This window comes from Streptomyces sp. NBC_01803, from assembly GCF_035917415.1.
Taxonomy (GTDB): domain Bacteria; phylum Actinomycetota; class Actinomycetes; order Streptomycetales; family Streptomycetaceae; genus Streptomyces.
Genome location: NZ_CP109073.1, coordinates 1839975 through 1866242, shown reverse-complemented (window position 1 = coordinate 1866242; position 26268 = coordinate 1839975). Strand labels below are relative to the sequence as shown.

The 26268-nt window shown below is 71.3% G+C and carries 23 protein-coding genes; 13 read left to right on the top strand and 10 right to left on the bottom strand.

The features are described from left to right. Positions 1-25 precede the first annotated feature (25 nt). The 4 genes from OIE51_RS07850 (at position 26) to OIE51_RS07835 (ending at position 4259) form a co-directional block, all read left to right on the top strand. Entirely contained in the window at positions 26-1015 is a 990-nt protein-coding gene (locus OIE51_RS07850; protein WP_326596474.1) for a tetratricopeptide repeat protein, read from the top strand. A 463-nt stretch (positions 1016-1478) separates the two neighbouring features. After that, positions 1479-2105 (top strand): DUF6230 family protein, encoded by a 627-nt coding sequence (locus OIE51_RS07845; protein WP_326596473.1) that lies wholly within the window; start codon positions 1479-1481, stop codon positions 2103-2105. Between the two features lie 146 nt (positions 2106-2251). Beyond that, a complete protein-coding gene (locus tag OIE51_RS07840; RefSeq protein WP_326600538.1) occupies positions 2252-2767 on the top strand; it encodes a DUF6114 domain-containing protein in 516 nt (171 codons plus the stop codon). Positions 2768-2852: 85 nt separating this feature from the next. Beyond that, positions 2853-4259 carry a hypothetical protein gene (locus OIE51_RS07835; protein ID WP_326596471.1) on the top strand — a complete coding sequence of 469 codons (1407 nt, stop codon included), beginning with the start codon at positions 2853-2855 and terminating at the stop codon, positions 4257-4259. A 43-nt stretch (positions 4260-4302) separates the two neighbouring features. On the opposite strand, the gene pyk is transcribed toward OIE51_RS07835, so the two are convergent. The 3 genes from pyk to pta are packed head-to-tail and all read right to left on the bottom strand — an operon-like array spanning position 4303 to position 9140. After that, complete coding sequence (gene pyk, locus OIE51_RS07830; protein ID WP_326596470.1) at positions 4303-5730, bottom strand: pyruvate kinase; 1428 nt, start codon at positions 5728-5730, stop codon at positions 4303-4305. Between the two features lie 60 nt (positions 5731-5790). Further along, on the bottom strand, positions 5791-6993 hold the full coding sequence (locus OIE51_RS07825; protein WP_326596469.1) for an acetate kinase: 1203 nt from the start codon (positions 6991-6993) through the stop codon (positions 5791-5793). Continuing rightward, entirely contained in the window at positions 6990-9140 is a 2151-nt protein-coding gene (gene pta / locus OIE51_RS07820; RefSeq protein ID WP_326596468.1) for a phosphate acetyltransferase, read from the bottom strand. Before pta ends, OIE51_RS07825 begins: the two co-directional genes overlap by 4 nt. A gap of 250 nt (positions 9141-9390) precedes the next feature. Between pta and OIE51_RS07815 the strand changes: the two genes are divergently transcribed. Further along, complete coding sequence (locus tag OIE51_RS07815; RefSeq protein ID WP_326596467.1) at positions 9391-10416, top strand: ATP-dependent 6-phosphofructokinase; 1026 nt, start codon at positions 9391-9393, stop codon at positions 10414-10416. Positions 10417-10760: 344 nt separating this feature from the next. Here the strand turns inward: OIE51_RS07815 and OIE51_RS07810 are convergent, their stop codons facing one another. Genes OIE51_RS07810 through OIE51_RS07800 form a run of 3 tightly spaced genes read right to left on the bottom strand, consistent with a single transcriptional unit; the run spans position 10761 to position 11493 of the window. Further along, a complete protein-coding gene (locus tag OIE51_RS07810) occupies positions 10761-10979 on the bottom strand; it encodes a hypothetical protein (protein ID WP_326596466.1) in 219 nt (72 codons plus the stop codon). After that, the gene (locus OIE51_RS07805) at positions 10979-11326 is read right to left on the bottom strand and encodes a DUF7848 domain-containing protein (protein ID WP_326596465.1); all 348 of its coding nucleotides are present in this window, start codon (positions 11324-11326) and stop codon (positions 10979-10981) included. The genes OIE51_RS07810 and OIE51_RS07805 overlap by 1 nt, the downstream gene beginning before the upstream one ends. Beyond that, positions 11323-11493, bottom strand: a complete 171-nt coding sequence (locus tag OIE51_RS07800) for a hypothetical protein (protein ID WP_326596464.1) — start codon at positions 11491-11493, stop codon at positions 11323-11325. Before OIE51_RS07800 ends, OIE51_RS07805 begins: the two co-directional genes overlap by 4 nt. A gap of 207 nt (positions 11494-11700) precedes the next feature. On the opposite strand from OIE51_RS07800, the gene OIE51_RS07795 reads away from it, so the two are divergent. Both OIE51_RS07795 and OIE51_RS07790 read left to right on the top strand, forming a co-directional pair. After that, the gene (locus OIE51_RS07795) at positions 11701-12534 is read left to right on the top strand and encodes a helix-turn-helix domain-containing protein (protein WP_326596463.1); all 834 of its coding nucleotides are present in this window, start codon (positions 11701-11703) and stop codon (positions 12532-12534) included. Further along, positions 12518-12718: a DUF397 domain-containing protein gene (locus OIE51_RS07790; protein ID WP_326596462.1), complete on the top strand. Its 201-nt coding sequence runs from the start codon at positions 12518-12520 to the stop codon at positions 12716-12718. The genes OIE51_RS07795 and OIE51_RS07790 overlap by 17 nt, the downstream gene beginning before the upstream one ends. Positions 12719-13105: 387 nt before the next feature. Here OIE51_RS07790 and OIE51_RS07785 read toward each other — a convergent pair whose 3' ends face one another. Continuing rightward, positions 13106-13456, bottom strand: coding sequence for a hypothetical protein (locus tag OIE51_RS07785; RefSeq protein ID WP_326596461.1), 351 nt, complete (start codon positions 13454-13456; stop codon positions 13106-13108). A 245-nt stretch (positions 13457-13701) separates the two neighbouring features. Here OIE51_RS07785 and OIE51_RS07780 point away from each other — a divergent pair, with 245 nt between their 5' ends. Both OIE51_RS07780 and OIE51_RS07775 read left to right on the top strand, forming a co-directional pair. Further along, positions 13702-14361, top strand: coding sequence for a class I SAM-dependent DNA methyltransferase (locus OIE51_RS07780; protein WP_326596460.1), 660 nt, complete (start codon positions 13702-13704; stop codon positions 14359-14361). Positions 14362-14720: 359 nt separating this feature from the next. Further along, entirely contained in the window at positions 14721-15338 is a 618-nt protein-coding gene (locus OIE51_RS07775; protein WP_326596459.1) for a M23 family metallopeptidase, read from the top strand. Here the strand turns inward: OIE51_RS07775 and OIE51_RS07770 are convergent, their stop codons facing one another. Together OIE51_RS07770 and OIE51_RS07765 are read right to left on the bottom strand one after the other, a co-directional pair. Beyond that, positions 15339-16211 carry an SDR family NAD(P)-dependent oxidoreductase gene (locus tag OIE51_RS07770; RefSeq protein WP_326596458.1) on the bottom strand — a complete coding sequence of 291 codons (873 nt, stop codon included), beginning with the start codon at positions 16209-16211 and terminating at the stop codon, positions 15339-15341. It lies immediately after the preceding gene. Positions 16212-16317: 106 nt separating this feature from the next. After that, positions 16318-17382 (bottom strand): AraC family transcriptional regulator, encoded by a 1065-nt coding sequence (locus tag OIE51_RS07765; RefSeq protein ID WP_326596457.1) that lies wholly within the window; start codon positions 17380-17382, stop codon positions 16318-16320. Between OIE51_RS07765 and OIE51_RS07760 the strand changes: the two genes are divergently transcribed. The 4 genes from OIE51_RS07760 (at position 17381) to OIE51_RS07745 (ending at position 23949) form a co-directional block, all read left to right on the top strand. Further along, on the top strand, positions 17381-18910 hold the full coding sequence (locus OIE51_RS07760; RefSeq protein ID WP_326596456.1) for a flavin-containing monooxygenase: 1530 nt from the start codon (positions 17381-17383) through the stop codon (positions 18908-18910). The two genes, OIE51_RS07765 and OIE51_RS07760, sit on opposite strands and share 2 nt — an antisense overlap. Beyond that, positions 18907-19812, top strand: a complete 906-nt coding sequence (locus tag OIE51_RS07755; protein WP_326596455.1) for an alpha/beta fold hydrolase — start codon at positions 18907-18909, stop codon at positions 19810-19812. Before OIE51_RS07760 ends, OIE51_RS07755 begins: the two co-directional genes overlap by 4 nt. Before the next feature lie 556 nt (positions 19813-20368). Beyond that, positions 20369-22702, top strand: coding sequence for an NACHT domain-containing protein (locus tag OIE51_RS07750; protein ID WP_326596454.1), 2334 nt, complete (start codon positions 20369-20371; stop codon positions 22700-22702). Positions 22703-22713: 11 nt separating this feature from the next. Then, a complete protein-coding gene (locus tag OIE51_RS07745) occupies positions 22714-23949 on the top strand; it encodes an amidohydrolase (RefSeq protein ID WP_326596453.1) in 1236 nt (411 codons plus the stop codon). A 127-nt stretch (positions 23950-24076) separates the two neighbouring features. On the opposite strand, the gene glgB is transcribed toward OIE51_RS07745, so the two are convergent. Beyond that, positions 24077-26254, bottom strand: coding sequence for a 1,4-alpha-glucan branching enzyme (glgB, locus tag OIE51_RS07740; protein WP_326596452.1), 2178 nt, complete (start codon positions 26252-26254; stop codon positions 24077-24079). Positions 26255-26268: the final 14 nt, after the last annotated feature.

The following is a 26268-nucleotide window of genomic DNA, read 5'->3' as shown; positions in this document are numbered from 1 at the left end:
CTTCCCGAGGGGGGAGACTGGACCCATGCAGCCACGCAACATGTCCATGAGCGGAGCCGTCGACCTCTCCGCGGTGAAGGCGGCCGCGGAGGCCAAGCAGAAGGCGGAGCAGGCCCGCGCTCAGCGAGCGTCCCAGGCGGCGGGCGGGCCGCCCGCCGACGCCGCCGTCTCACAGCTCGTGATCGATGTCGACGAGGCCGGTTTCGAGCAGGAGGTGCTCCAGCGCAGCACCGAGGTGCCCGTCGTCATCGACTTCTGGGCCGAGTGGTGTCAGCCGTGCAAGCAGCTCAGCCCGGTGCTGGAGCGGCTGGCCGAGGAGTACGCCGGCCGGTTCGTGCTCGCCAAGATCGACGTCGACGCCAACCAGATGCTCTTCCAGCAGTTCGGTGTGCAGGGCATTCCCGCCGTCTTCGCGGTGATCGCCGGGCAGGCGCTGCCGCTCTTCCAGGGCGCGGCGCCCGAGCCCCAGGTCCGTCAGGTCCTCGACCAGCTCATCCAGGCCGCCGAGCAGCGCTTCGGCATCGTCGGGGCGCCTGTGGACCCCGAGGGCGCCGAGGGCGCCGCGGCGGCCCATGAGGCTCCCGCCGAGCCCGTGCCCCCGGCCAACCCCACACTGGCCGCCGGGCACGCCGCGCTGGACTCGGGTGACCTCGGCGGCGCCGTGCAGGCGTACCGGAACGTGCTGGCCGACGAGCCGGGGAACCTGGAGGCCAAGCTCGGTCTGGCTCAGGCCGAGCTGCTCGGCCGGGTGCGGGACGTGGACCCGGACCGGGTCCGCAAGGACGCGGCCGACCGGCCGGACGACGTCGCGGCGCAGCTCGCCGTGGCCGACCTCGACCTGCTCGGCGGCCATGTGGAGGACGCTTTCGGGCGCCTGGTGAACACCGTGCGGCGGACGGCGGGGGAGGAACGGGACACCGCCCGGCTCCGGCTGCTGGAGCTGTTCGAGGTGGTCGGTAGTGACGATCCGCGCGTCATCGCGGCCCGGAGCGCGCTCGCGCGTGTGCTCTTCTGAGCCCCTGGATCCTCATACGCTCACTTGCGGCCGTGTTTTACCAAAACTTGGTAAACGCGGCCGCTATCACTCTCTGTGCGGAGAGGTGGAGGTTTCGGGGAGGTTACGTCCGATTAATGCTTGTGTGTGGTTCCCCGGAATGTGCACACTCCGTGCCGAAGCAAGGTCATTTCCTGGCGATCTGCCACACGACTATTACTCACAAGTAACGAACCCCTTGTGTCATGCCGTGAGATGCACCACGATCGGCCAAGCCGACGGAGCCACGTGTCGGCCTCGGACCAGGGGGGTTCCCGCCGGGCGGTGGGACCTGGTCCGCAGCGAGCCGTTTATCACCAGCGGACAGTGGCTGCCGCCGGGGTGCAGCCCGGGGGCAACACGCTTCTCGTCTCCCGAAGTCCGACACTTGTAGAACGACGATCGACGGGCGCGGGGAGATGTTCGTCCGAGAAGGAGGAAAGTCATGGAGTCACAGGCTCGTGGCGGCACTAGATGGCGGCGATTCGGGCTGGTCATGGTGCCGAGCGTGGCCGCCACCGCGGTCATAGGCGTCGCTCTCGCCCAGGGCGCGCTGGCCGCTTCGTTCAGTGTGTCCGGGCAGGAGTTCAAGGTCACGGCGGAGACGCTGGACGGCTACGGACTGGTCCAGTACGGCTCGGTCGTGAGGCCGGCCGGCAAGGACGCGCAGCCGGTCGTGGTGTCCGCGTTCGACAGCGCGACGATCACGGACCTCTGCCAGTCCGTCGTCATCCCCGGTATCCCGTTGATCGGGGATGTCACCCTCAAGATCGGTGCGGGCTCCGACCCGGACAACCCGGTGGAGGCCGAGAACCTCTTCATCGATCTCTCACAGCTCGACACCGACGCCACGTTCACCAACATCGACATCGGTGTCAGCGCCAGCCACACCTCGGACGACTACGGTCCGGAACCGGCCGAGGGGCAGTACCTGCCCGGATCTTTCGCGCAGCAGGCCGAAAGGGCCTACCTGGAGGACGTCGAGCAGACCGCGTGGGCCACCTCCGCGGGCAGCTTCAAGCTCAGCGACCTCAGCCTGAGCCTGCACAGGGGCAAGAACGAGTGCTTCTGACGGCTTGACCCGTGCCCTGGGGCAGAGCGGCGCCTCCGTCTCTGCCCCGGGTCCACGCGAGCACCGCCGTATCGCGCGTCCCGCTACTGAACCCGCTCCACAGGGGAGTACGTGCCGTGAGCACCAACACCGCAGAACCGTCCCAGATGTCGCTTTTCACCCGGGCGCGCCTCGCGTTCCGCGCTTTCAGGTGGCGGCGGCCGTTCTGGGCCGGGCTCTTCACCATGATCGCCGGATTGCCGATCGCGTGGTTCCCGTACCGGGGCGTCACCTTCGGTGATCTCACGATCCGCATGGCGACCACGGCGGGAGCCGGGTCGCTGGTCATCGGAGGACTGCTGCTGGTCCTCGGGCTGACCATGTGGTTCCAGCCGCACGTGCGGATATTCGCCGGCGCGGCGACGATCCTGCTGGCCCTGGTCTCCCTGATCGTCTCCAACTTCGGCGGCTTCTTCATGGGATTCCTCGCCGCGATGATCGGCGGGGCGCTGAGCGTGGCCTGGGTCCCGGGGGAGCGGCGAGCCGACGCGGAGCAGGAGGAGACCTGGGACCGGGAGCCGCCGGACCCCGCCCCCGGCGCCGGCGGCGCGCCGGCCGGCTTCCAGGGGGCCGCACCGGGTCTGGGGAAGGACCCGTGGAAGGGGAAGCATCGTGCCGAGTGAAGAGATGGCCACGGGATCGATGTCTTCGGACAAGGGGGCGGCACGGCACGCCGACCCGCGCAGATCGGTGCTCAGGCGCCTGCGCATGCCCGTGGGAAAGGCCATCGCCCTCGCGGCGATGCCGTCGGCCGCCGTGCTGGGGATGGGGTTCTCCTCCCCGCTGGCCAAGGCCGATTCACAGGTGGACAACCCGTTCCAGGACGCGCCGTGCGTAGAGATGCCGGACACCTCAGGAGCCCAGGAGGAGCCCGCCGCCGAGGAGGAGACCCCGGCTCCCGAGGAGGAGCCCGCCGACCGGACCGGGGCGGACGCCGAGGCCGAGGAGTCCCCCGAGCCCGCTCCTGAGGAGACCGAGCGGTCCGGGGAGGTGTCGGAGTCAGAGGAGGAGACTCCGGAGCCCGCCGCCGAGGACACGGCCAGGACGGAGCGATCCGCCGAGGAGCCCGCGGAGGAGCCGACTGACGAGCCGGGACTGGAGCCGGAGCCGGAGCCGGAGCCCGACGAGGCCGAGGCCACCGAGGAGCCGGCCACCGAGGAGCCGGCCGCCGGGGAGGAGGCCGCCGCCGAGGACGAGACCGACCCGCTCGACCCCCTGGGGATCGGGCAGGGGCTCAAGGACCTCGGGGGCGGTCTGATCGACCTGCTCGCCCCCGGCGACGACAGCGGGGACGAGGAGACGCCGACCGAGCCGGCGGAGCCCGCCGACCCCGAGGAGCCGGCCGAGGAGCCGGACCCGTCCGAGGAGCCCGCCGAGGAGCCGGACCCGTCCGAGCAGCCCGGGGAGTCCACGGACGACGAGGGTGACGCGGGTAGCGCGGACGACGCGGCGAACGCGGACCGGGCCACCGGCCAGGAGGAGGCCGCCGGGGAGGAGGCCACTGAGGAGCCCGAGCCCGAGCCCGAGCCCGAGCCCGAGCCGGAGTCCGACGAGGCCGACGAGGCCGAGGCCGCCGGGGAGGACGACCCCCTCGCCCCGAACGCGGAGGGCGAAGAGCCCTTCCCGTGTCCCGAGGAGCGGCTGGTCGCCGGGACCGACGAGCAGACGCCGTATGTGGTGCCGAACGACCCCTGGTACCTGGAGGCCACCTCGCTCACCCTGCGCGGTCTCGACTACCACGGCGTCGTCAACATCACCACGGCCGACGGCACCGTCAAGCAGGCCCTGAAGTTCACCGCCGACGAGGTGGACATCCTTGACCTGCACCAGATGGTGGAGGCCGGGGAGGGCGTCTACAACCACGTGGCCACCCAGCGGGGCTCCACTTCGACCTTCCGCGACGGCACGGTGACCATGTACACCGAGCGCCTGGAGGGGAACCTGTTCGGCGTCATCCCGATCGTCTTCGACCCCGAGCACGAGCCGCCGCTCGACATCCCGCTCGCGATCTTCACCGACGTCCACGTCACGCAGGCCGCTCAGTTCGGCGGGACCCTGACGATGCGCGGGATGGACCAGTACCACTCGGCCGAGGGCCCGTCGTCCACCGGCTGACCACCGGTGGGGACGGCCGGGCCTCCGGACCGCCGGCCGTCCGTCAGACCCCGTGGCCGCCCAGGTGGTGGACACGGACCATGTTGGTCGTGCCCGCCACACCGGGCGGGGAGCCGGCCGTGATGAGCATGGTGTCGCCGGGCGTGAAGCGGTTCAGCTTCGACAACTCGGCGTCCACCAGCTCCACCATCTCGTCGGTGTGGTTCACGTGCGGCACCACGAACGTCTCGACGCCCCAGCTCAGCGTGAGCTGGTTGCGGATGTCGGGCTCCGACGTGAACGCCAGGATCGGCTGCACCGCCCGGTAGCGCGACAGGCGCCGGGCGGTGTCGCCGGACTTGGTGAACGCCACCAGCGCCTTGCCGTCCAGGAAGTCCGCCATCTCGGCGGCGGCCCGCGCCACCGAACCACCCTGGGTGCGCGGCTTCTTGCCCGGCACCAGCGGCTGGAGACCGCGTGACAGCAGCTCCTTCTCGGCGGCCACCACGATCTTCGACATCGTCTTGACCGTCTCGATCGGATACCGGCCCACCGAGGACTCCGCCGACAGCATCACCGCGTCCGCGCCGTCCAGGATCGCGTTGGCCACGTCGGACGCCTCGGCGCGCGTCGGCCGGGAGTTGGTGATCATCGACTCCATCATCTGGGTCGCCACGATCACCGGCTTGGCGTTCCTGCGACACAGGTCGATCAGCCGCTTCTGCACCATCGGCACCCGCTCCAGCGGGTACTCCACGGCCAGGTCGCCGCGCGCCACCATCACGCCGTCGAAGGCGAGGACGACCTCCTCCATGTTGTCCACCGCCTGCGGCTTCTCGACCTTGGCGATCACCGGCACCCGGCGGCCCACCCGGTCCATCACGCGGTGCACGTCGCGCACGTCGTTGGCGTCGCGCACGAAGGACAGCGCGACCATGTCGACGCCGAGCCGCAGCGCGAACTCCAGGTCCTCCACGTCCTTGTCCGACAGCGCCGGCACGTTCACGGCGATGCCGGGCAGGTTGATGCCCTTGTGGTCGGAGATCACGCCGCCCTCGATGACGATCGTCCGCACCCGGGCACCCTCCACCTCGGTGACCTGGAGGGCGACGTTGCCGTCGTTGATCAGGATCGTCTCGCCCTTGGCCACGTCACCGGGCAGGCCCTTGTAGGTGGTGCCGCAGATCGACCGGTCGCCCGCCACGTCCTCGGTGGTGATGGTGAACTCGTCGCCGCGCTTCAGCTCCACCGGCCCGTTGGCGAACGTCTCCAGCCGGATCTTCGGCCCCTGGAGGTCGGCGAGCACGCCGATCGCGACGCCGGTGTCCTCACTCGCCTTGCGCAGGCGGTGGTAGCGCTCCTCGTGCTCTCCGTGGGTGCCGTGGCTGAAGTTGAAACGGGCGACGTTCATTCCCGCCTCGATCAGGGTCTTGAGCTGTTCGAAGGAATCGACGGCGGGACCGAGGGTGCAGACGATTTTGGAACGGCGCATGGGGCGATCCTATCGATTTGTTCCGAGGCGGAATAATTGACGGTGTCAGACTAGCGAAACTCAACGGCCGAGCAGGGCGAAAGCCTGGGACGCGATCTCCAGCTCCTCGTCCGTGGGCACCACGGCCACGGCGACCCGAGCGTACTGCGGGGAGATCAGCCGAGGCCCGTGCGCACGCGCGGAGTTCAGCCGTTCGTCGACTTCGGGACCCAGCCCGGACAGCCCCGCGACGGCCGCCGCGCGCACCGGCGCCGCGTTCTCCCCGACGCCCGCGGTGAACGCGATCGCGTCCACCCGGCCGAGCACCGCGAAGTAGGCTCCGATGTACTTCTTCAGCCGGTGGACATAGACGTCGAACGCCAACCGTGCCTCCTCGTCGCCCTCGTCCACGCGGCGGAGGACCTCCCGCATGTCGTTGTCCCCGCACAGACCGGCCAGACCCGAGCGCTGGTTCAGCAGCGCGTCGATGTCCTCGACCGGCATGCCGGCGACCCGCGACAGGTGGAAGACCACCGCCGGGTCGATGTCGCCGGACCGGGTACCCATCACCAGCCCTTCCAACGGGGTCAGTCCCATCGACGTCTCCACGCACCGCCCGCCGGCCACCGCCGAGGCGGAGGCGCCGTTGCCCAGGTGCAGCACGATGACGTTGACGTCGGCCGGGTCGCGGCCCAGCAGCTCGGCCGTGCGGCGCGAGACGTAGGCGTGCGAGGTGCCGTGGAAGCCGTAGCGCCGGATGCGGTGCTCCTCGGCGGTCTTGAGATCGATCGCGTACCGCGCGGCGTGCTCCGGCATGGTGGTGTGGAACGCCGTGTCGAACACCGCGACCTGCGGCACGTCCGGGTTCAGCCGCCGGGCCGTCCTGATCCCCGCCAGGTTCGCCGGGTTGTGCAGCGGCGCCAGCGGCACCAGCCGCTCGATCTCCGCCAGCACCGCGTCGTCCACCACGGTCGGCTCCGTGAACCACCGGCCGCCGTGCACCACCCGGTGCCCGACCGCGGCCAGCTCGGGCGAGTCGAGCCCGAGCCCGTCCGCCGCCAGCTCCCCGGCCGCCGCGGCCAGCGCCGCGCCGTGGTCGGGCACGTGCCGCTCGGACTCGCGGCGCTCGCCGCCGGCCGGGGTGTGCGTCAGACGGCTGGTGCGCTCGCCGATCCGTTCCACCAGCCCGGTGGCGAGACGGCTCGCGTCCGCCATGTCGAGAAGCTGGTACTTCACCGACGAGGAGCCGGAGTTGAGCACCAGCACCCGGGTCGCCCGCGTCACGTTCCCACTCCTCGCCGCTGTGCCTGCTGTGTCTGTTGTGTCTGCTGTGCCTGGATCGCGGTGATCGCGACCGTGTTGACGATGTCCTGCACCAGCGCGCCGCGCGACAGGTCGTTGACCGGCTTGCGCAGGCCCTGGAGCACCGGGCCCACCGCGACCGCGCCGGCCGACCGCTGCACGGCCTTGTACGTGTTGTTCCCGGTGTTCAGATCGGGGAAGACCAGGACCGTCGCCTGCCCGGCCACGGCCGAGCCCGGCAGCTTCGTCGCCGCCACCGACGGCTCCACCGCCGCGTCGTACTGGATCGGTCCCTCCACCTTGAGGTCGGGCCGCAGCCGCCGCACCAACTCGGTCGCCTCCCGCACCTTCTCGACGTCGGCACCCGAGCCCGAGGTTCCCGTCGAGTACGACAGCATCGCGATCCTGGGCTCCACCCCGAACTGGGCGGCCGTCGCCGCCGACTGGATGGCGATGTCCGCGAGCTGCGCCGCGTCCGGGTCCGGATTGACCGCGCAGTCGCCGTACACCAGCACCTTGTCGGCCAGGCACATGAAGAAGACGGACGACACGATCGACGCCTCCGGCCGGGTTCTGATCACCTCGAAGGCCGGCCTGATCGTCGCCGCCGTCGAGTGCGCGGCGCCCGAGACCATCCCGTCGGCCAGGCCCTCCTTGATCATCAGCGTCCCGAAGTACGACACGTCCGCCACGATGTCGTGGGCCAGCTCCACCGTGACCCCCTTGTGCGCCCGCAGCTTCGCGTACACCTCGGCGAACCGGTCGCGCAGCGGCGAGGTCACCGGATCCACCACCCGGGCCGAGGCCGCCGCGCCCCCGCCGGCCGGCTCGTCCACGCCCGGCAGCCCCAGGTCGATGCCCAGGTCCGCCGCGCGCTTGCGGATCACGGCCTCGTCGCCGAGCAGCGTCAGATCGCACACGTTCCGCCGCAGCAGCACCTCGGCCGCGCGCAGCACCCGCTCCTCGGTGCCCTCCGGCAGCACGACATGGCGCCGGTCGGTGCGCGAGCGCTCGATCAGCTCGTGCTCGAACATCATCGGCGTGACGCGGTCGCCGCGCGCCACCGAGACCCGCCGCAGCAGCGTGGCCGTGTCGACGTGCGCTTCGAACAGACCGAGCGCGATCTCCGCCTTGCGCGGCGTGGCGGCGGTCAGCTTCCCCTCCAGGCCGGAGAGCTCGGTCGCGGTGGGGAAGGAGCCCTCGGCGACCGACAGCACCGGGGTGCCGGGGGCCAGCCGGGCGGCCAGCGCCATCGTCTCCCGGCCCGGGTGCTCGCCCAGCGTCAGCAGCACGCCCGCGATCGGCGGCGCCCCGGCGGAGTGCGCGGCCAGCGCCCCGACCACGAGATCCGCCCGGTCGCCCGGGGTGATCACCAAGCAGCCCTCGGTCAGCGCGGTCAGGAAGGTCGGCAGCATGGCGCCGCCGAAGACGAAGTCCCGCACGTCGCGCGCCAGGCCCGTGCCGTCGCCCTGGAGCACGTCGGCGCCCAGCGCGTCCACGACCTGCGCCACGGTCGGCGCGGCGAGCGCCGGCTCCTCGGGCAGCGCGTACACCGGCACCGGCAGGTGGCCGTCCAGCTCCCGGGCGGCCCGCACCGCGTCGCCGTCCGCGACCCGGTTGGCGATCATGGCGACGACGTCGCAGCCGAGCGAGGCGAAGGCGTGGTGGGCGTTGCGCACCTCGGCGACCAGCGACTCGGCGCTGTGGCCCAGGCCAGGGACCACGGGCAGCACGCCCGCGCCGAACTCGTTGGCCAGCCGAGCGTTGAGCGTCAGCTCCGCCGGGAGCTGCGTGTCGGCGTAGTCGGTGCCGAGCACCAGGACCACTTCGTAGTCCCGCGCGACCGCGTGGAACCGGTCCACCAGGCGGGTCACCAGCTCGTCCATCCCCAGCTCCGCCTGGAGCGCCGCCGCCCGCGCGTATCCCATGCCCCGGGCGTCCGCCGGCGGCTGGGTGAGGCGGTACCGGCCGCGCAGCAGGTCCAGCACCGGATCAGGCCCCTCATGGGCCAGCGGCCGGAACAGCCCGACCCGGTCCACCTGGCGGGTCAGCAGCTCCATCACCCCGAGCTCGACCACCTGCCGACCGTCACCGCGGCCGATCCCGGCCACGTACACGCTGCGCGTCACGTCGTTTCCCGTCCCCTTCAAGCTTGGCCGCCGGAGGCGCGGGCAATATCCCACTCATCGACCAACTCATGGCCTACTCCTCGACCGTACCCGCGCCCAGGGGCAGGGCGCGCGGCGGGTGCGGCGCACGCCGTTCGAATGACACGGCACGTCGTGACACAATTCGGGCGGTCGCGAGGAAGCGGCTCACCACCCTCACCCACCCTCACCGTCCGTTCCCCAGTTTCGACAGCGAGCAGGAGAGCATCGCATGCGCATCGGAGTTCTCACCGCGGGCGGCGACTGCCCGGGTCTGAACGCAGTGATCCGGTCGGTCGTGCATCGCGCGGTGGTGGACCGCGGCGACCAGGTCATCGGTTTCGAAGACGGATTCAAAGGGCTGCTGGAGGGCAGGTACCGCGAGCTGGACATCAACGAGGTCAGCGGCATTCTCGCGCGCGGCGGGACCATCCTCGGTTCCAGCCGCCTGGAGCGGCACCGGCTCCGCGAGGCGTGCGACAACGCCGAGGCGCTCCAACGCGAGCTGAGCCTCGACGCGCTCATCCCGATCGGCGGCGAGGGCACCCTGACCGCCGCCCGCATGCTCTCCGACGCGGGGATTCCCGTGGTGGGCGTGCCCAAGACCATCGACAACGACATCTCCGCCACCGACCGCACCTTCGGCTTCGACACGGCGGTGGGCGTGGCCACGGAGGCCATCGACCGGCTGAAGACCACCGCCGAATCACATCAGCGGGTGATGGTGGTCGAGGTCATGGGTCGGCACGCGGGCTGGATCGCGCTGGAGGCCGGGATGGCCGGCGGCGCGCACGGCATCTGCGTCCCGGAGCGGCCGTTCCAGGTGGACGACCTGTGCAAGATGATCGAGGAGCGGTTCGCGCGTGGCAAGAAGTTCGCGGTGATCTGCGTCGCCGAGGGCGCCCGCCCGGCCGAGGGCTCGATGCCGTACGAGCGCGGCGAGATCGACCCGTACGGTCACGAGCGGTTCACCGGCATCGGCAACCGGCTGGCGAGCGAGCTGGAGCACCGGCTCGGCAAGGAGGCCCGGGCGATGGTGCTGGGCCACATCCAGCGCGGTGGCACCCCGACGGCCTACGACCGGGTGCTGGCGACCCGCTTCGGCTGGCACGCGGTGGAGGCCGCGCACCGGAGCGAGTTCGGCAAGATGACGGCGCTGCGCGGCACGGACATCGTGATGACGCCGCTGGCGACGGCGACGATGGAGCTCAAGCGGGTCCCGCAGAACCGGATGGACGAGACCGAAGCGGTTTTCTGAGACCGCCCGGATTATCCGGAGGATGAGACCGGGCGGACCGTGAAGCCCCGCCGTCCGCGCCCAGCCTGTGGCGGCGCGGACGGCGGGGGCTCCCGCTTCCGTCGTGCCGGGCCGGCCGGACGTCGGCTCGTCCGCCGTCCTCCGGATCGCCGTGACGACGCGGTGGCCCGCCTCGCCGAGGCCGTGCCGGGACTCGGGCTGGTGCCGCTTCGGCCGTACGCCCGCCCGCGGCGGGAGGCCGACGAGTTCTTCGGCTCCGACGCCCGCTGCGACGAGGGCGACAAGATCCCCCCACACGTCGCCGCTTCTCTCGTCACGCGATCGATCTCCGGCCCCGCGCCGCTCTACCTGGGTTGGACGCGAGCCGGCCGTCTGGGATCGACCTGGCGGGTGGCCCACAGGACGGTGGTGGGACGCATCGTCAGGGACTCGCCCGACGCGAAGTCCAGGCGCTTCCCGCCCTGCGGCAAAGCGGTCATGTCCTCGACGGTGAAGACGTGCCCGCCGACCATGATCCGATCCCCGCGCCGGACGGTCCCGGTGTCGATCTCGACGGACACCATCACCCCCACGACAGGGTCACCGCCGCCAGCACGACGAGCCCCAACAGCGCCGACCCGGCGACGACATCCGCCCACACCGGCCGGCCCTTCGCCATCGGCTCGGGTCCCGGCGGCCGGGCCGCCGGGCGCGTCCGGGGAACGGCCCGCCAGTACACGCGGGCGGTGGCGAGGAACTGATCATGCCCGGCAACGTTGCGCCGGGCGTGCTCGATGGCCCACACCCCGGCGAGGCGTGGACTCCCGGCGTCCGGGCCCGACTCCGCCGAACACAGCAGACAGATGACACCACATGCCTCCTCGTCCTCCGCCCGCACCACCCACTCGGCACCGGCCAGAACGGTGCTCACTTCCTGATCCCTTCGAGATGCGCGTCGATCTGCTTTCCCAACTCATCGGCGCGCTCCCGCAACTCAGCCAACGTCACGGACTGTTCCTGCCCACCGCCGGACTGCGCCCCGGGCTGGTCGTTTTCCGCGGGTTCCGATGGCCCGGTGCGGGCGATAAACTGCAACATGTTGACGCTCCTGATCCAGTGTTGACCGCGCCTCGGGACGGTGGCAGCCGTCGCCGGGGCTTTTGCGTCCGCCGGTCGAACGGGATTTCGCGGTATTGACCGAGAACGGACTGTGTGGGTAACACTATTGCCGTTCGGCCACGTTGAGTACACACCCGGCCCGAGCCCAAAATTCCCGAGGACACAGCGAGTTGGAGCAACCGTTCGATGGAGTTGTACGACGACGACCGGCCGACCCCGAGCGCGATGCTGAGCCGCAGGATGCGGAAGGCCCGCGAGAGCGCGGGCCTGTCGCTGCGCGGCCTCGGTGAGCAGATCCGCTTTCCCTACGGCTTTCTCGGCCGGGTCGAACGTGGCGAGCAGCCCGCGACCGATGCCTTGGTGAAAGAGCTGGACAGGTTCTTCGGCACACAGGATCTGTTCGCGGAGCTGCTGGAGATGGCGCAGGAGTTGGCTATTCCGATCTACAGCCGGGATTTTTTGCGCAGAGAACGGGAGGCTCTGCGAATTCAGGTTTTCACCAGCAGCCTCATCCCCGGGTTGCTTCAGACGCGGACCTACGCGACGGAGTTGTTCCGCGTGTCACTGCCGTGGGAATCCAGCGACGAGCGCGAATCCCGCGCCAATATCCGGATCAAGCGGCAGCATTTGCTCAACCATGAGGAATCGCCATTTTATTGGGCGATCATGGATGAAGCGGCACTGAAGCGCCCCCCGGGTAGAAAAGACCTCATGCGGGAACAAATCAAGCATATACTGAAGATCGGTGAGAAGCCGCGCGTCGTGATCCAAGTGCTGCCCTTCGAGCAGGCGTTGCATCCCATGTTGGGCGGAGGGCTGACGCTGCTGACGCTCCAGGACGGGTCCACGATCGCCTATGTCGAGAGCTTCGCGTCGGGCGAACCAGTAGAATCGCCCAAGAGGGTCGCTGAGCTCGTTCAATACTTCGAAATCGGATGTTCGATGGCGCTTCCCAAGAAAGAGTCACTCGAACTTATCCGTGGCTATCTGGGAGGATACGAGGATGTATGTGATTCCTGATGCGTCCGCGCTGAGGGCTTGGCGCAAGTCGAGCTACAGCGACAATGGACAGGGCGGGTGCGTCGAGGTGTCGGACGGTTATCCGGACGGTGTCCCGGTCCGGGACAGCAAAGCTCCGCACGGCCCGGCGCTGGTGTTTCCCGTGGCCGGCTGGGCCGCGTTCGTCTCCGCCGTCAAGGAGTAGCGGCGGGGACGCTGAGCGGCGGCAGAACCCGGCGTCCGGGGACCTGCCGCCGCGAGGGCGGGGACAATCACACCGTCTCCCCGATGTCTGCTCCGAACTACCCGCAGACACAAGCCTGCCGGGCACCCGCCCTGATCGACACCAGAATCTCAAGATCCCGAAGAGTCGCTCAGGGACTGGTCTCACCAGCGGCGGCATCCAGGTCAAAAATTCGGGAGAGATCAGTGAGAAGCCGTGTACCGTACGCGGATTGAGTTCTCCTGCGGCATGGCTCTGTTCAGTGGCCGAACTGCTGTCCGGTTGGTGAACGTCGCCAATAGCTAACATAGGGCGCCCCCGCGCTGGCCATCGCGGCCAGTGCGGGGGCGCAAACACGTCTATAGGAAGCTACTCGATTGCTTCGAAGATATCCGCGTCAGTCTCACGCTGCCATTTGGGAAGTGCATCCCAGTCGGCAACATAACTAGCTTTCGGTGAGTCGATGTGCCTGTAGATCTGCGCGATCCAGCAGATGGCTACAAAGCGCCCTTTCTGTTCGCGAGTGAGTTTCGACGTGTTCCCGCCGCTGAGTTCAATGAACTGCCGAATTTGCTCATAGACTGCTGTGGCGGCCTGCCTTTCCCACTCCGGAGTCTCTTCCCACGGCGTGATGTAGCCAGGCTTGGGCTCACCTGGGAAGTGTTTCTTAACGCCAGAAATCCACGCCTCTCGAAAGATGCGGCCCAGCTCGTCAGTCACAGAGTCTCCTTTTAGAGCTACCCGATATAATCGAGGGTCGAAATTTCTTGATCCAACTGAGCGATGCGCTTCTCGGAAAGCATTGGCCCAAGGTGCGGTGACGAGGAGCTGTGGGCCATGGACGGCGCCGACTGCTCCCCGTGCGACAACAAGGTGCCGGACAGTCACTGATCTTCCGCTAGAGTCGCTGCCCCTACCTACTGCGCTACCGGTAGGGGCAGCGCCACGCCAGGGAAAGGAGCGACGTGCCCGCGCAACACAACATCGTTACAGAGCGCGAACTTTGGGATACTTACGCGGAGAGTACCAAGGAAACTGTAATCGAGTCGGAACCGGTATTTCGCTGGACTCAGTACGAGAATCACGGACCTGGGGCCGAACTGCTGGGAGACCCGAAGTCCGTTCTTGAGATCGGTTGTGGCACTGGGCGGGCACTCGCCTATCTGGCCCAAAAGGGTATCTCCACCACTGGAGTTGACCTCTCGCCCGTCATGGTCAACAACGTGACCGAGCGGTGGGGCGATACCGGCGCTGAGTTCGTTTGCGCCGAGGTACTCCAATACCTGAGCGACAGTACGAACGAGTACGACGCTATCTATTCGATGTTCGGCGCGGCGTGGTTCACGGACCCGGAACGACTCTTCCCGCTCGTCGCCCGTCACCTGCGACCGGGAGGAGTGTTCGTCTTCTCCCAACCCCCGGCTATTCCCGGCGCCTACGGACCGCAGGGAATGTACAAGGGCGGCTTCGCCGGAAAGGCCATGTTCACCTATCGGTACAGCTACACACCTCGCAAGTGGCAGCGTCTTCTCATGAAGGCAGGGTTCCAGGAAGCAGACGTACGGGAGATCGAAGCTCCCAAGGCTGGCCACATCGGCACCCTGATCGGTCGCGGGACGCGCTGAGACCGCCCAAAAGCTGCTGTCCCTGCCCCGTCTGGCTCCCCAGGATCCGGCGGGGCTCTTCAGGCCCGCTGACCAGTCGTTACCCCAGAACCGGTCGTCAGAAGGTCGTGCCCGCCGACCATGATCCGGATGACGTCGTTCATCCCGCGCTTCCCAAGAAAGAGTCGCTCGAACTTATCCGTGGCTACCTGGGAGATACGACCACGCCGCCGTCCGGTGAAGCCGGGGCCGACGCGGCTGCTCGCCGTCGAGGAGCCGGGGCGTCATCTGATGTGTGCATGACGGTGACGTCTCTGTGACCGTGGTGCGCGAATCTGGTCTGAGACAAGGCCGTTCATCGGGGCAGCGGGGGGCTCGCCGTGACCGTCGTCAATTTCTCGCATGTGAAGTACGGCAACCGCGATTCCTGCGTCGCCGCGTTCCAGCGGGCCCTCATCGCCGAGGGGCACGCCATCGCCGCCGGGGCCACCGGGTATTTCGGGGAGCAGACCAAGGCGGCCTGCGTCGCCTTCCAGCGCGCGCAGGGGTGGCGGGGGGCCGGGGCCGATGGGCGGCCGGGGCCGAAGACCTTCGCGCTGCTGGGGCTCGTGGCGCGGGTCGCCTCCCCCGTGCCGGGGCATTCGGTCACCTACCGGTACGGCGTCGAGAGCAGCCGGTACGCCGCCGGGTTCCACACCGGGGACGACTACGCGGCGCCCGCCGGCACGGAGGTCGTCGCCGTCCGGGACGGCACCGTCGCGTGGTCCGACGACAACGGCGGTGCCTACGGCACGTGGCTCGGCCTGCGCGCCGACAACGGCCGCGACTACGTGTACTGCCACCTCTCCGCACGCCGCGTCGGCGCCGGCACGCGGGTCACCGCCGGGCAGGAGCTGGGGCGGGTGGGGGAGACGGGCAACGCCACCGGGCCGCATCTGCACTTCGAGGACCGCCCGCACGGCGGCGGCTACGGCCAGGTGCGCGAGCCGAGTTGGTGATCAGGACGCGGCCGGCGCCCGCTCCGCCCGTTCCTTCTTCGGTGACGATCCCAGCCGGCGCAGCACGGTGAAGTAGCCGCCGGGGAAGAGGCGGGCCAGGATGTCGCAGAACACCGCGCTGGGCGCGATCAGAACGCGGCCCTTGCGCTTCTCGACCGCGGTGAGGATGCGTTCGGCGGCCTTGTCCGCCGGGTACGTCAGGAACTTCGCGCCGGCCTCCTGCGCCTGCCGCGCCTCGGCCTCGGTCACGGCGGCGCTCACCCGGGCGTTCTCGGCTATCCGGGTGCGGATGCCGCCGGGGTGGACGGTGGTGACGCCGACCCCCCGGTCGGCCAGCTCGTGCCGGAGCACCTCGCTGAAGCCGCGCAGCGCGAACTTGCTGGCGGAGTAGGCGCATTGGCCAGGCGGCCCGATCAGCCCGAACAGGCTGGAGAGGTTCACGATGTGGCTTCCGGCCTCCTGCGTCAGCCGGGGCAGCAGCAGCCGGGTCAGCACCACGGGCGCGCGGAAGTTGATGTCCATCACCCAGTCGAAGTCCTCGGCCGAGACCTGGTCGAACTGGCCGCCCAGCGCGACCCCCGCGTTGTTGATGAGCAGCGTGATCCGGGGGTGGGCCTCGGCTATCCCCGCCGCCGTGGCCTTGAGCGCCTCGATGTCGGCGAGGTCCGCCACCACGGTGTCGACCGTGCGGTCGGGGCGGGTCGCGCGTATCCCGGCGGCGACGGCGGCGAGGCGTTCGGCGTCGCGGTCCACGAGGACCAGATCGCTGCCCCGGGCGGCGAGGCCGTGCGCCATGTGTTCACCGATGCCGCTCGCGGCGCCGGTCAGAACGGCGGTGCCGCCGGTGAATTCGTATCGATCGAGCGTGGCCATGGTGCTCCTTCGGACCGTGGTGTGGCCAGCCAATCTAAGGCCCCGGAGGCCGGGATGATGTGTCCCGTCGCACCCGATTTTCGCCCTTGTACGACACCTTTACCGCTCACGCACCGCCTCGGCGCACCGTGCTCGGCGTCGTGCCCCACCAGCGGCGGCAGCAGCGGGTCAGCGCCGACTGCTCCGACAGGCCCAGCAGCCCGGCCACTTGGCTCAGCGGCAGGTCCGTGCCGACGAGGTAGCGGCGGGCGGCCCGGCGGCGTTCGTCGTCCAGGATCGCGGCGAACGTCGTGCCCTCCGCGCGCAGCCGGCGCTGCAGCGTGCGCGGGTGAACGGTGAGCATCCGGGCCACCGCGCCGATCTCCGGTGGCGCGGTGCCCAGCGACTGCCGGACCGCCGCGCGGACCTGGGGGAGGAGGTCGGACCGCGACCGTTCGGCGAGGAACGCGAGCGCCAGGTGCCGCAGATGCTCGTCGCCCCGGCTGAGCGACCGTTCGGCGAGGCTCCGGGGCACGCGGAGCATGGCCGCCGGGCGGCCGATCCTGACCTGGGTGCCGAAGAACTGCTCGTACACCGGCAGCGGCGCGGGCGGCCGGTAGGGCAGCTCGACGCCGCGCAGACCGTACGGGCCGACGAGGTAGAGGATGGCGCGGTGCAGGAAGCCGAGGCCGAGGTCGGTGCCCTGGACGGGCGCGGGCAGCCCCGGCCGCAGGCCGTAGCGCAGGGCGGCGATCCCGGGCGCGCCGTAGGGGTCGGGTTCGACGCTGAGACTGAGCGACCGCGCGTGGACGAACAGGTAGCGGGAGGTGCACTCCAGGGCGTCGGCGACCGTCGCCGAACTCTGGATCGCCAGGGCCAGCGCGCCCAGCAGGCCCAGGTCCTGGCGGGCCGCGATCCGTAGGCCCAGGTCGGGGTGGCCGAGGTCCCGGGCCGCGATCTCCAGCACCCTCGCGAGGGCCTCCTCGGGCACCATCAGGTCGTCCGCGTCGAGCGCGGCCACTGGCAGGCCGGCCCGCGCGGCATAGTCCTCGGCGTCACCGCCGAGCTCCGTCACGGTCACGCGGAAGCCCCGCAGCCCCGCCGATCTGATCACCGACATGTCGTCCAGGGTCAAGCGGTTGTCGTGCGACGTCAAGAGCCGGGCCGTGAACTTCCCCATGCTGGGACCCATGGCACATTCCCCCGGCACTGCCCCGCCGCTCCCTGAACACATCGACGTCGTGATCGTCGGCGCCGGACTGTCCGGCATCGGCGCGGCCCACCGCATGCGGACCGAGTGTCCCGACCGGTCCTACGCGGTCCTGGAGGCCAGGGCGGCGATGGGCGGGACATGGGACCTCTTCCGCTACCCCGGCATCCGCTCGGACTCCGACATGTTCACCCTCGGCTACCCGTTCAAGCCGTGGCAGGGGGAGAAGTCGATCGCCGACGGCGCGTCGATCCTGCGGTACATCGAGGAGACGGCCCGGGAGTCCGGCATCGACCGGCACATCCACTACCGCACCAAGGTCGTCGCGGCCGACTGGTCGTCGCACAACGCCCGATGGACGTTGACGGTCGAACGGACCGACGGCACCGGGCAGGTCGAACAGCGCACCCTCACCTGTGACTTCGTCTACTCCTGCGCGGGCTACTACGACTACGACCAGGGCCACTCGCCGGACTTCCCCGGTGCCGAGCTGTTCACCGGCACCATCGTGCATCCCCAGTTCTGGCCGGAGGACCTGTCGTACGCGGGCAAGCGCGTCGTCGTCATCGGCAGCGGGGCCACCGCCGTGACCCTCGTGCCGTCGATGGCGCGGGACGCCGCGCACGTCACGATGCTCCAGCGCTCGCCGACCTGGATCACCCCCCTGCCCAGCCGGGACAAGGTGGCCGACCGGCTCCGCGCCGCCCTGCCGCCGAACGCCGCGCACCGGGTCATCCGGACCAAGAACATCCTGATCTCCACCGGCATCTACCAGCTGTGCCGCCGGCGCCCCGACACCGCCCGCAAATTCCTGGGCAAGCTGGCCGTCCGTTTCCTCAAGGACCCGGAGATCGTCCGCGAGCACTTCACGCCCTCCTACGACCCGTGGGACCAGCGGCTGTGCGCCATCCCGGACGCGGACCTGTACCGGACGATCCGGAAGGGGAAGGCGGACGTCGTCACCGACCACATCGACACGTTCGTGCCCGAGGGCATCCGGCTGAAGTCGGGCCGGGTGCTGGCGGCCGACATCATCGTGACCGCCACCGGCCTGCGGCTGCTCGCCTTCGGCGGCATCACCCCGCGTGTCGACGGCCAGGCCGTCGATCTGTCCAAGCAGTTCGTGTGGCGCGGCGCGATGCTGACCGGCCTGCCCAACTTCGCCGTCTGCATCGGCTACACCAACGCCTCCTGGACACTGCGCGCCGACCTCACCTCGCGGCTGGTCTGCAAGGTGCTCAACCACATGAAGCGCCACGGCTACGCCGCCGTGGTGCCGAGCCCCGACCGTGAGATGGCCGAGCGCCCGCTGCTCGACCTCGCCGCCGGCTACGTCCAGCGCTCCATCGACGCCTTCCCGCGCCAGGGCGACCGCGGCCCGTGGAAGGTGCGGCAGAACTACCTGCTGGACGCCGCCACCACGATGCGCACCAGCCTGCGCCGCTCGCTCCGGGCCACGCCGCGCTCCGCTCTGCGCGACACCGGTGAGCCGGTGGAGGCGGGGCGATGAGCGCGGCCGACGCCACGTACCTCGATGTCGACGGGGCACCCGTGCGAGTGCGGGTGTCCGGCCCCGCGAGCGGGCCGCCGGTGCTGCTTCTGCACGGCATCGGGCGCAGTCTGGAGGACTGGCAGCCCGCACACGACCTGCTCGCGCGCGACCACCGCGTCATCAGCATGGACCTGCCCGGCTTCGGGCTGACCCGGCGCGTGAAGGCCCGCCCGGCGCGCCCCGGGCATCCGCGCCTGGCCGCCTTCGCGCGGGCGGCGATCGGCGTGCTCGACGCGCTGGACGAGCGGCGCCCGGCGTATCTCCTGGGCAACTCGCTCGGCGGCGCGGTCGCGATGACCGTCGCCGTGGCGCATCCCGAGCGGGTGGCGGGTCTGGTGCTGCTGAGCAGCGCGGGCTTCGGCCGCGAGGCCAACGTCTCCGTGCTGCCCATGACCTACGCCGTGCTGGCCGCCGCGCCCGTCGTCGGCAAGCGGTTCCGGCCGCGCGCCCGCCGGGCCGGCGTCCAGGTCAACCGTGACCTGTTCTTCGACCCCTCCCACGCCACGGAGGAGATGATCCGGCACGCGGGCACGGTGGGCCGCCAGCCGGACTTCCGCGCCACGTTCATCGGCACCGCCCTGAGCCTGGGCGTCCCCCTCCTTGGTACCTACCCGGGCTGGCGCCGCCGACTGCTGACGGCGCTCGCCGAGGCCCGCGTCCCGACGCTGGTGGTGTGGGGCGACACGGACACCGTGCTCCCGGCCCGTCACTTCCACGCGGCCATGGCCGCCCTGCCCCACGCCCGCGGCCACCTCTTCCCCGAGACCGGCCACCTGCCGCAGATCGAACGCGCCGGAGAACTCACGGCCCTGGCGGCGGAGTTCATCCGCACGACCAGCGACAGGCGCCCGGTCGCCTGACCGCGCCGACCGCGCTCCTCCGTCACGGGTTGCCCACCAATCCCTCACCTGCGCCGACGCAGCCTCCGGGGCCGTTCCGGCGTCTCACCATACGCGGTATGTATACCGCGTATGGTGAGACGCCCGAGGGGCTGGAGGAGTTGACGAGTGGCACGGAAACGACGAAGGGGAGCACGGCTGGGGGCCGCGGTCGTCTGTAGGGCGGGTGGGGGCCGGATGCGCGGCTCCCGTCGCCGCGGGGCAGGGGCCGTCACCAGGGAGCGCGAGCCGGATGGGCGACGCGCGTGGCCGTGCTCCGCCGATGTCGGCGACGGCCCCGTCGGCGGGGCGGACCCGCGCGGGCCACGGTCTCCCACCACCCGGCGAGCGTGAGCGCGGGCGCCGGTGCGCGGCGCCGTCGGCGCCACTGGCGCCACCGGCCGTCGATCCGCCCGACGACGGCCGCGGCGTCGTAGGTGATCCCGCCTCTCCAGGGTCGAAATCCCGTTCGCCTTGGCACAATTGAGATGCCAGTAGGTTGGCGGGGGCGACTTTTCCGGGGGGCAGGTGGGGGGCGATGCCGTCGGCACTCGCGCGCTATACGTGGATGTACGCCGCGATCGCGGCCGGCAGCATCACCGCGACGGTGTGGCTCGCCCATCGGAGCGATCTCGGCGTCTCGGCCGCGCTGATCGCGCTGCTGCCCAACCTGGGCTCCGTCTTCCACGGCTGGGTCACCCTGAAGACCGGCGAGCGGGTCCCGACGCTCGACGAGGTGACCGAGCGCCTGGCCACGGAGGTGCGGCGGCAGTGGGAGAAGGAGTACGGCCTGCGGGGCGACAACGACCCCTATCCGTTGTCGGTCGCCTGGCGCGCCGCCTCCGAGGCGCTGGCCGATCCGGTCGGCGCGCTGCGGACCCAGGTGGCGGGCTGGCCGGTCCGCCCGGCGTCCGACCCGGACGGCTGGGCCGACGAGCCCGGCCATCTCACCGGTGAGGGCGCCCAGATCGCGGACCTCCTCATCCGCCGGATCGCCACGCGCCGGCTGGTCGTGCTCGGCGCCCCGGGCGCGGGCAAGACCACGCTGCTGATCAGCCTGGTGCTGGCGCTGCTCGACGAGCGCGAGCGGGCCGGGAAAGAGGAGGGCCCGCCCCCGGTGCCCGTGCTGGTCCCGCTCGCCTCCTGGAACCCGCTCCAGGAGGATCAGGACCTCTTCACCTGGCTGGCGGGCCGGCTGGCGACCGACTACCGCGGCCTGGAGAACCGCGTGCCGGACGGGACCGAACGGACCAGGGCCCGCGTCCTGCTGGACACCCACCGCGTGCTGCCCGTTCTCGACGGCTTCGACGAGCTGCCCGACGCCGTCCGGGCCACCGCCCTGGACCGCGTCAGCAGACAGCTGCTGCCCGGCCAGGGCTTGGTGCTGTCCAGCCGCACCGCCGAGTACCGGGCGGTGACCGACCCGCCGGCCGGACTGCCGGTCCGCCTCGCCGGCGCCGCCGGGATCGAGCTGCTGCCGCTCACGCCCGGCACCGTCGCCGCCTATCTGCGCCGGGCGGCCGGCGGCGTGGGAACGGACTCGGCCGCCCGCTGGGAGCCGGTGATCGGCGCGCTGGGCACCGGCCTGCCGGTGGCCCGGGCGCTCAGTACCCCGCTGACCGTCTCGCTGGCCGGCCGCGTCTACAACCCCCGCCCCGGCGAGGGGATCACGGCGCTGCCGGATCCGGCCACGCTGTGCGACACCGGCCTGCTGCCCGATGCCGACGCCGTCCGCGTCCACCTCTACGACGCCTTCATCCCCTCCGCCTACCGCCCGCACCCCGACCGGCCCGCGCGCTGGTCGCCGGGCCGGGCCGGGGAGGCGCTCGGGCTGCTGGCCCGCAACCTCCAGGACAACCTGCGCGGCACCACCGACCTCGCCTGGTGGGAGCTGCGCCGGGCCGCGCCCGGCCCCCTGCCCCGGCTGGCCGTCGAGGCGGTCGGCGGGCTGCTGCTGGGGCTCGGCGCGCTCTGTCTGGTGCAGGGGGTGCTACAGACGCTCCTCGGGGACGCCGGGCTGCCGCCGTGGGCCGCCGTCACGGGCGTCACGCTGTTCGTGCTCGGCAACGCCCTGGTCGGCAGGCTGTACGGACCCCTGCGGACCGCCCTCGGCGGCAGGGCGCCCGGCTGGATCTGGGACGTCCACTGGCTGGCCGCCGGGGTGCTGGGCTGGGTGCTGGCCTGGCCGGCGCTGGGCCGGGAGCGGGGCTTGCTGGTCGGGGTGGTCTGCGGGCTGCTGACCGGCCTCACCTTCGGCCCGCCGGGTAGCGGCCCGGCCGTGCGGATCCGCTGGGCGTGGAGCTGGGGCGGCGTCGCGATCGGGCTGACCGGCGGGCTGGGGGCGACGGTCGCGTTCGGACCGGCCATCGGGCTGCCCATCGGCGGCCTGTGCGGGCTGACGTTCGGCGTCACCAACGGCTGGCGGGCCGGTTCGGCGGACATCGCCACCGCCGTCGGACCGCGCACACTGCTCGCGCAGGACCGGCGGATCTTCTTCCGCCTGATCGGGGTGGTGGGCGGCGCGGGCACGGTCACCGGCGGCGTGCTCGGCGGCCTGGTGCACGAGGCGGCGGACGACCCGGCGCGTGGCGTCGTCTTCGCGGTGGTGGTCAGCGCGCTGGCCGGTGCCGGGATCGGGACCGCGGTGGGGCTGGTGCCCGCCTGGGGACAGGGCGCGTGGGGCGCGTTCACCGTGGCGCGGTGCTATCTGACGCTGCGCCACCGGCTGCCGTTCCGGCTGATGGACTTCCTCGCCGACGCGCACGAGCGGCGCGGTGTGCTGCGCCAGGCCGGGGCCTTCTATCAGTTCCGCCACATCGGCGTGCAGCGCCGGGTGGCATCCCGTGGCAGGCCCGGCGGGCCGGTGGGATAGGTTCCCTGGCCATGGATATCGCGATCAGATCCGGCCGCGTGGTGCCCGTCGACGGCGAACCCGTCGAGAAGGGCACCGTGCTGGTCCTCGGCGGCAGGATCGCCGCCGTCGGCCCGGACGAGCGGGTCGGTGTGCCGGCGGGCGTGCCCGTCGTGGACGCCGCCGGGGCGTGGGTGCTGCCCGGGTTCGTCGAGGCGCACGGCCACCTCGGCGTCCACGAGGAGGCCGAGGGCTGGGCCGGGCAGGACACCAACGAGATGACCGACCCCAACGGCGCCCGGCTGCGCGCGCTGGACGCCATCAACCCCGCCGACACCGGCTTCGCCGACGCCCTCGCCGGCGGCGTCACCAGCGCGGTCATCAAGCCCGGCTCGGGGAACCCGATAGGCGGCCAGACCGTCGCCGTGAAGTGCTGGGGGCGCAGCGTCGACGAGATGCTGATCCGGCAGCCGGTGAGCGTGAAGAGCGCCCTGGGCGAGAACCCCAAGCGGGTCTACGGCGAGAAGCAGCAGCTGCCCTCCACCCGGCAGGGCGTGGCGGCCGTGATCCGGGACGCGTTCACCAGGGCGCAGGACTACCGGGCGAAACGGGAGCACGCCGCCGCCGAGGGCACGCCCTTCGACCGCGACCCGGGTCTGGAGGTGCTGGTCCGGGTGCTCGGCGGGGAGCTGCCGTGGTGCCAGCACACCCACCGCGCCGACGACATCGCCACCGCGCTGCGGCTGGCCGACGAGTTCGGCTACCGGCTCGTCATCAACCACGCCACCGAGGCCCATCTGCTGGCCGACGAGATCGCCCGCCGCGACGTCCCGGTGATCACCGGCCCGCTGTTCACCACCCGGAGCAAGGTCGAGCTGCGCGGCCGGACCCTGGCCAACCCGGGCATCCTCGCCCGGGCCGGCGTCAAGGTCGCGATCACCACCGACCACCCGGTGGTGCCGGTCAACTTCCTCGTCCACCAGGTCACCCTGAGCGTCAAGGAGGGCCTGGACCGGGCGGACGCGCTGCGCACGATCACCCTCAACCCGGCCGAGATCATGGGCCTGGACGACCGGATCGGCGCCCTGCGGCCCGGCCTGGACGGCGACGTCGTCATCTGGTCCGGCGACCCGCTGGACGTGATGAGCCGCGCGCTGCGCGTCTTCATCGAGGGCCGCGAGGTGTACACGTACGACACCGACGCCCGGGTCGGCCGGGTCCGCGACCCGTACTACCGGGAGAACCACCGGGAAACCGCGCTCAGCTGACCGTCCCGAACGGCGGGCGGCGGCGCGCGGCGGCGGGCGCGGCGGCCCAGAGCGCCGTCAGGGCCGTCAGGAGCGGGGGCGCGAGCAGCGCGGGATGGTGCGGCAGCACGGTCGGGCGCGGGACCGGTCAGGCGGGCCGGAGCCAGATGGTGGCCAGCGGTGGCAGCGTCGGCGAAACGCTGGTCTCGCGGCCGTGGCTGGGGGTGGGATCGGACTTCAGCGGATCGGGGTTGGTCACCCCGGAGCCGCCGTAGGCCAGGTCGTCGGTGTTCAGGACCTCCGTCCAGGCCGCGACCTCGCCGGGCACGCCGAGGCGGTAGTCGGGGCGGACGACGGGGGAGAAGTTGCACACCGCGAGCAGCGGGGAGCCGTCGGCGGCGAAGCGGAGGAACGCCAGCACGTTGTCGGCGGCGGCGCCCGCGTCGACCCAGGCGAAGCCGGCCGGGTCGGTGTCCCGCTCCCACAGCGCGGGAGCGGCGCGGTAGACGGCGTTCATGTCGCGCACCAGGCTCGCCACGCCCCGGTGGTCGTCGGCCGCCGGCCACGGGGGATCGAGGACCCACCACTGCGGGCCCTCCTCCTCGGACCACTCGGCGCCCTGGGCGAACTCCTGGCCCATGAACAGCAGCTGCTTGCCGGGGTGGGACCACATGAAGCCGAGATAGGCCCGCAGGTCCGCGCGCTGCCGCCACCAGTCGCCGGGCATCTTCGACACCAGTGCCCCCTTGCCGTGCACCACCTCGTCGTGCGAGATGGGCAGCAGGTAGTTCTCCGAGTAGGCGTAGACCATGGAGAACGTCATCTCGCCGTGGTGGAAGGCGCGGTGCACCGGGTCCTTGGAGATGTAGACCAGCGAGTCGTGCATCCACCCCATGTTCCACTTGAGGCCGAAGCCCAGGCCGCCCCGGTCCGTCGCCCGGGTCACGCCGTCCCACGCGGTGGACTCCTCGGCGACGGTCACCACGCCGGGACAGCGGCGGTAGACCGTGGCGTTCATCTCCTGGAGGAACCGCACCGCGTCCCAGTTCTCCCGGCCGCCCTCGGCGTTGGGGGTCCACTGGCCCTCGGGGCGCGAGTAGTCCAGATAGAGCATCGAGGCGACGGCGTCCACCCGCAGCCCGTCGATGTGGTACTCCTCGCACCAGAACACGGCGTTGGCCACCAGGAAGTTCCGCACCTCGCGGCGGCCGTAGTCGAACGTCAGGGTGCCCCAGTCGGGATGCTCGGCGCGCAGCGGGTCGCCGGGCTCATAGCAGGGCGTGCCGTCGAAGCGCGCCAGCGCCCATTCGTCCTTGGGGAAGTGCGCCGGGACCCAGTCCATCAGCACCGCGATCCCGGCCCGGTGCAGCGCGTCCACCAGGTACTTGAAGTCGTCGGGGGTGCCCAGCCGGGACGTGGGGGCGTAATAGCCCGTCACCTGGTATCCCCAGGAGCCGCCGAACGGGTGCTCGGCCGGCGGCATCAGCTCGACGTGGGTGAAACCGAGATCCGTCACATAGCGCGGCAGCTCCTCGGCGAGCTCCCGGTAGCCGAGGCCCGGCCGCCAGGACGGCAGGTGCAGCTCGTAGACGGACATGGGCGCGGCGTGCGGCGGGCGGTCGGCCCGGTGCGCCATCCACTCCGCGTCCTCCCACTGGTACGCGCTCTCGTGCACCACCGAGGCGGTGGCCGGCGGGCGCTCGGCGCGCTGGGCCATCGGGTCGGCGCGCAGGATGTGCGCGCCGTCGGCGCCGCACACGTCGAACTTGTACAGCGTGCCGGGGCCGACCCCGGGCACGAACAGCTCCCACACGCCGCTCGAGCCGAGCGAGCGCATCGGGAAGCCGGTGCCGTCCCAGGAGCTGAAGTCGCCGGCCACCCGCACCCCGCGCGCGTTCGGTGCCCAGACGGTGAAGCGGGTGCCCGGCACGCCCTCGTGCGTCATCGGCCGCGCGCCCAGCGCGTCCCACAGCCGCTCGTGCCGGCCCTCGCCGATCAGGTGCAGGTCGAGCTCGCCCAGGGCGGGCAGGAAACGGTACGGGTCCTCGGCCTCGACCACCGTGCCGCCGTCGTAGCCCACCTCCAGGCGGTAGGCCCCGAGGTCGGCGCGCGACAACGGCAGCACGGCGGCGAACAGCCCGTCGCCCTCCGGCGCCAGCTCCGTGCCGCGCACGCGCACGCTCCGCGCCAGTGGGCGCAGCGCGCGCACCAGCGTGCCCGCGGGGACGGCGTGGGCGCCGAGGAGCGCGTGCGGATCGTGATGCGCCCCGGCCAGCAGCCGGTCGCGGTCCTCGCTGGGCAGGGTCGGGCGCTCGGCGGAAAGCACGGTGGGGGAGTCCT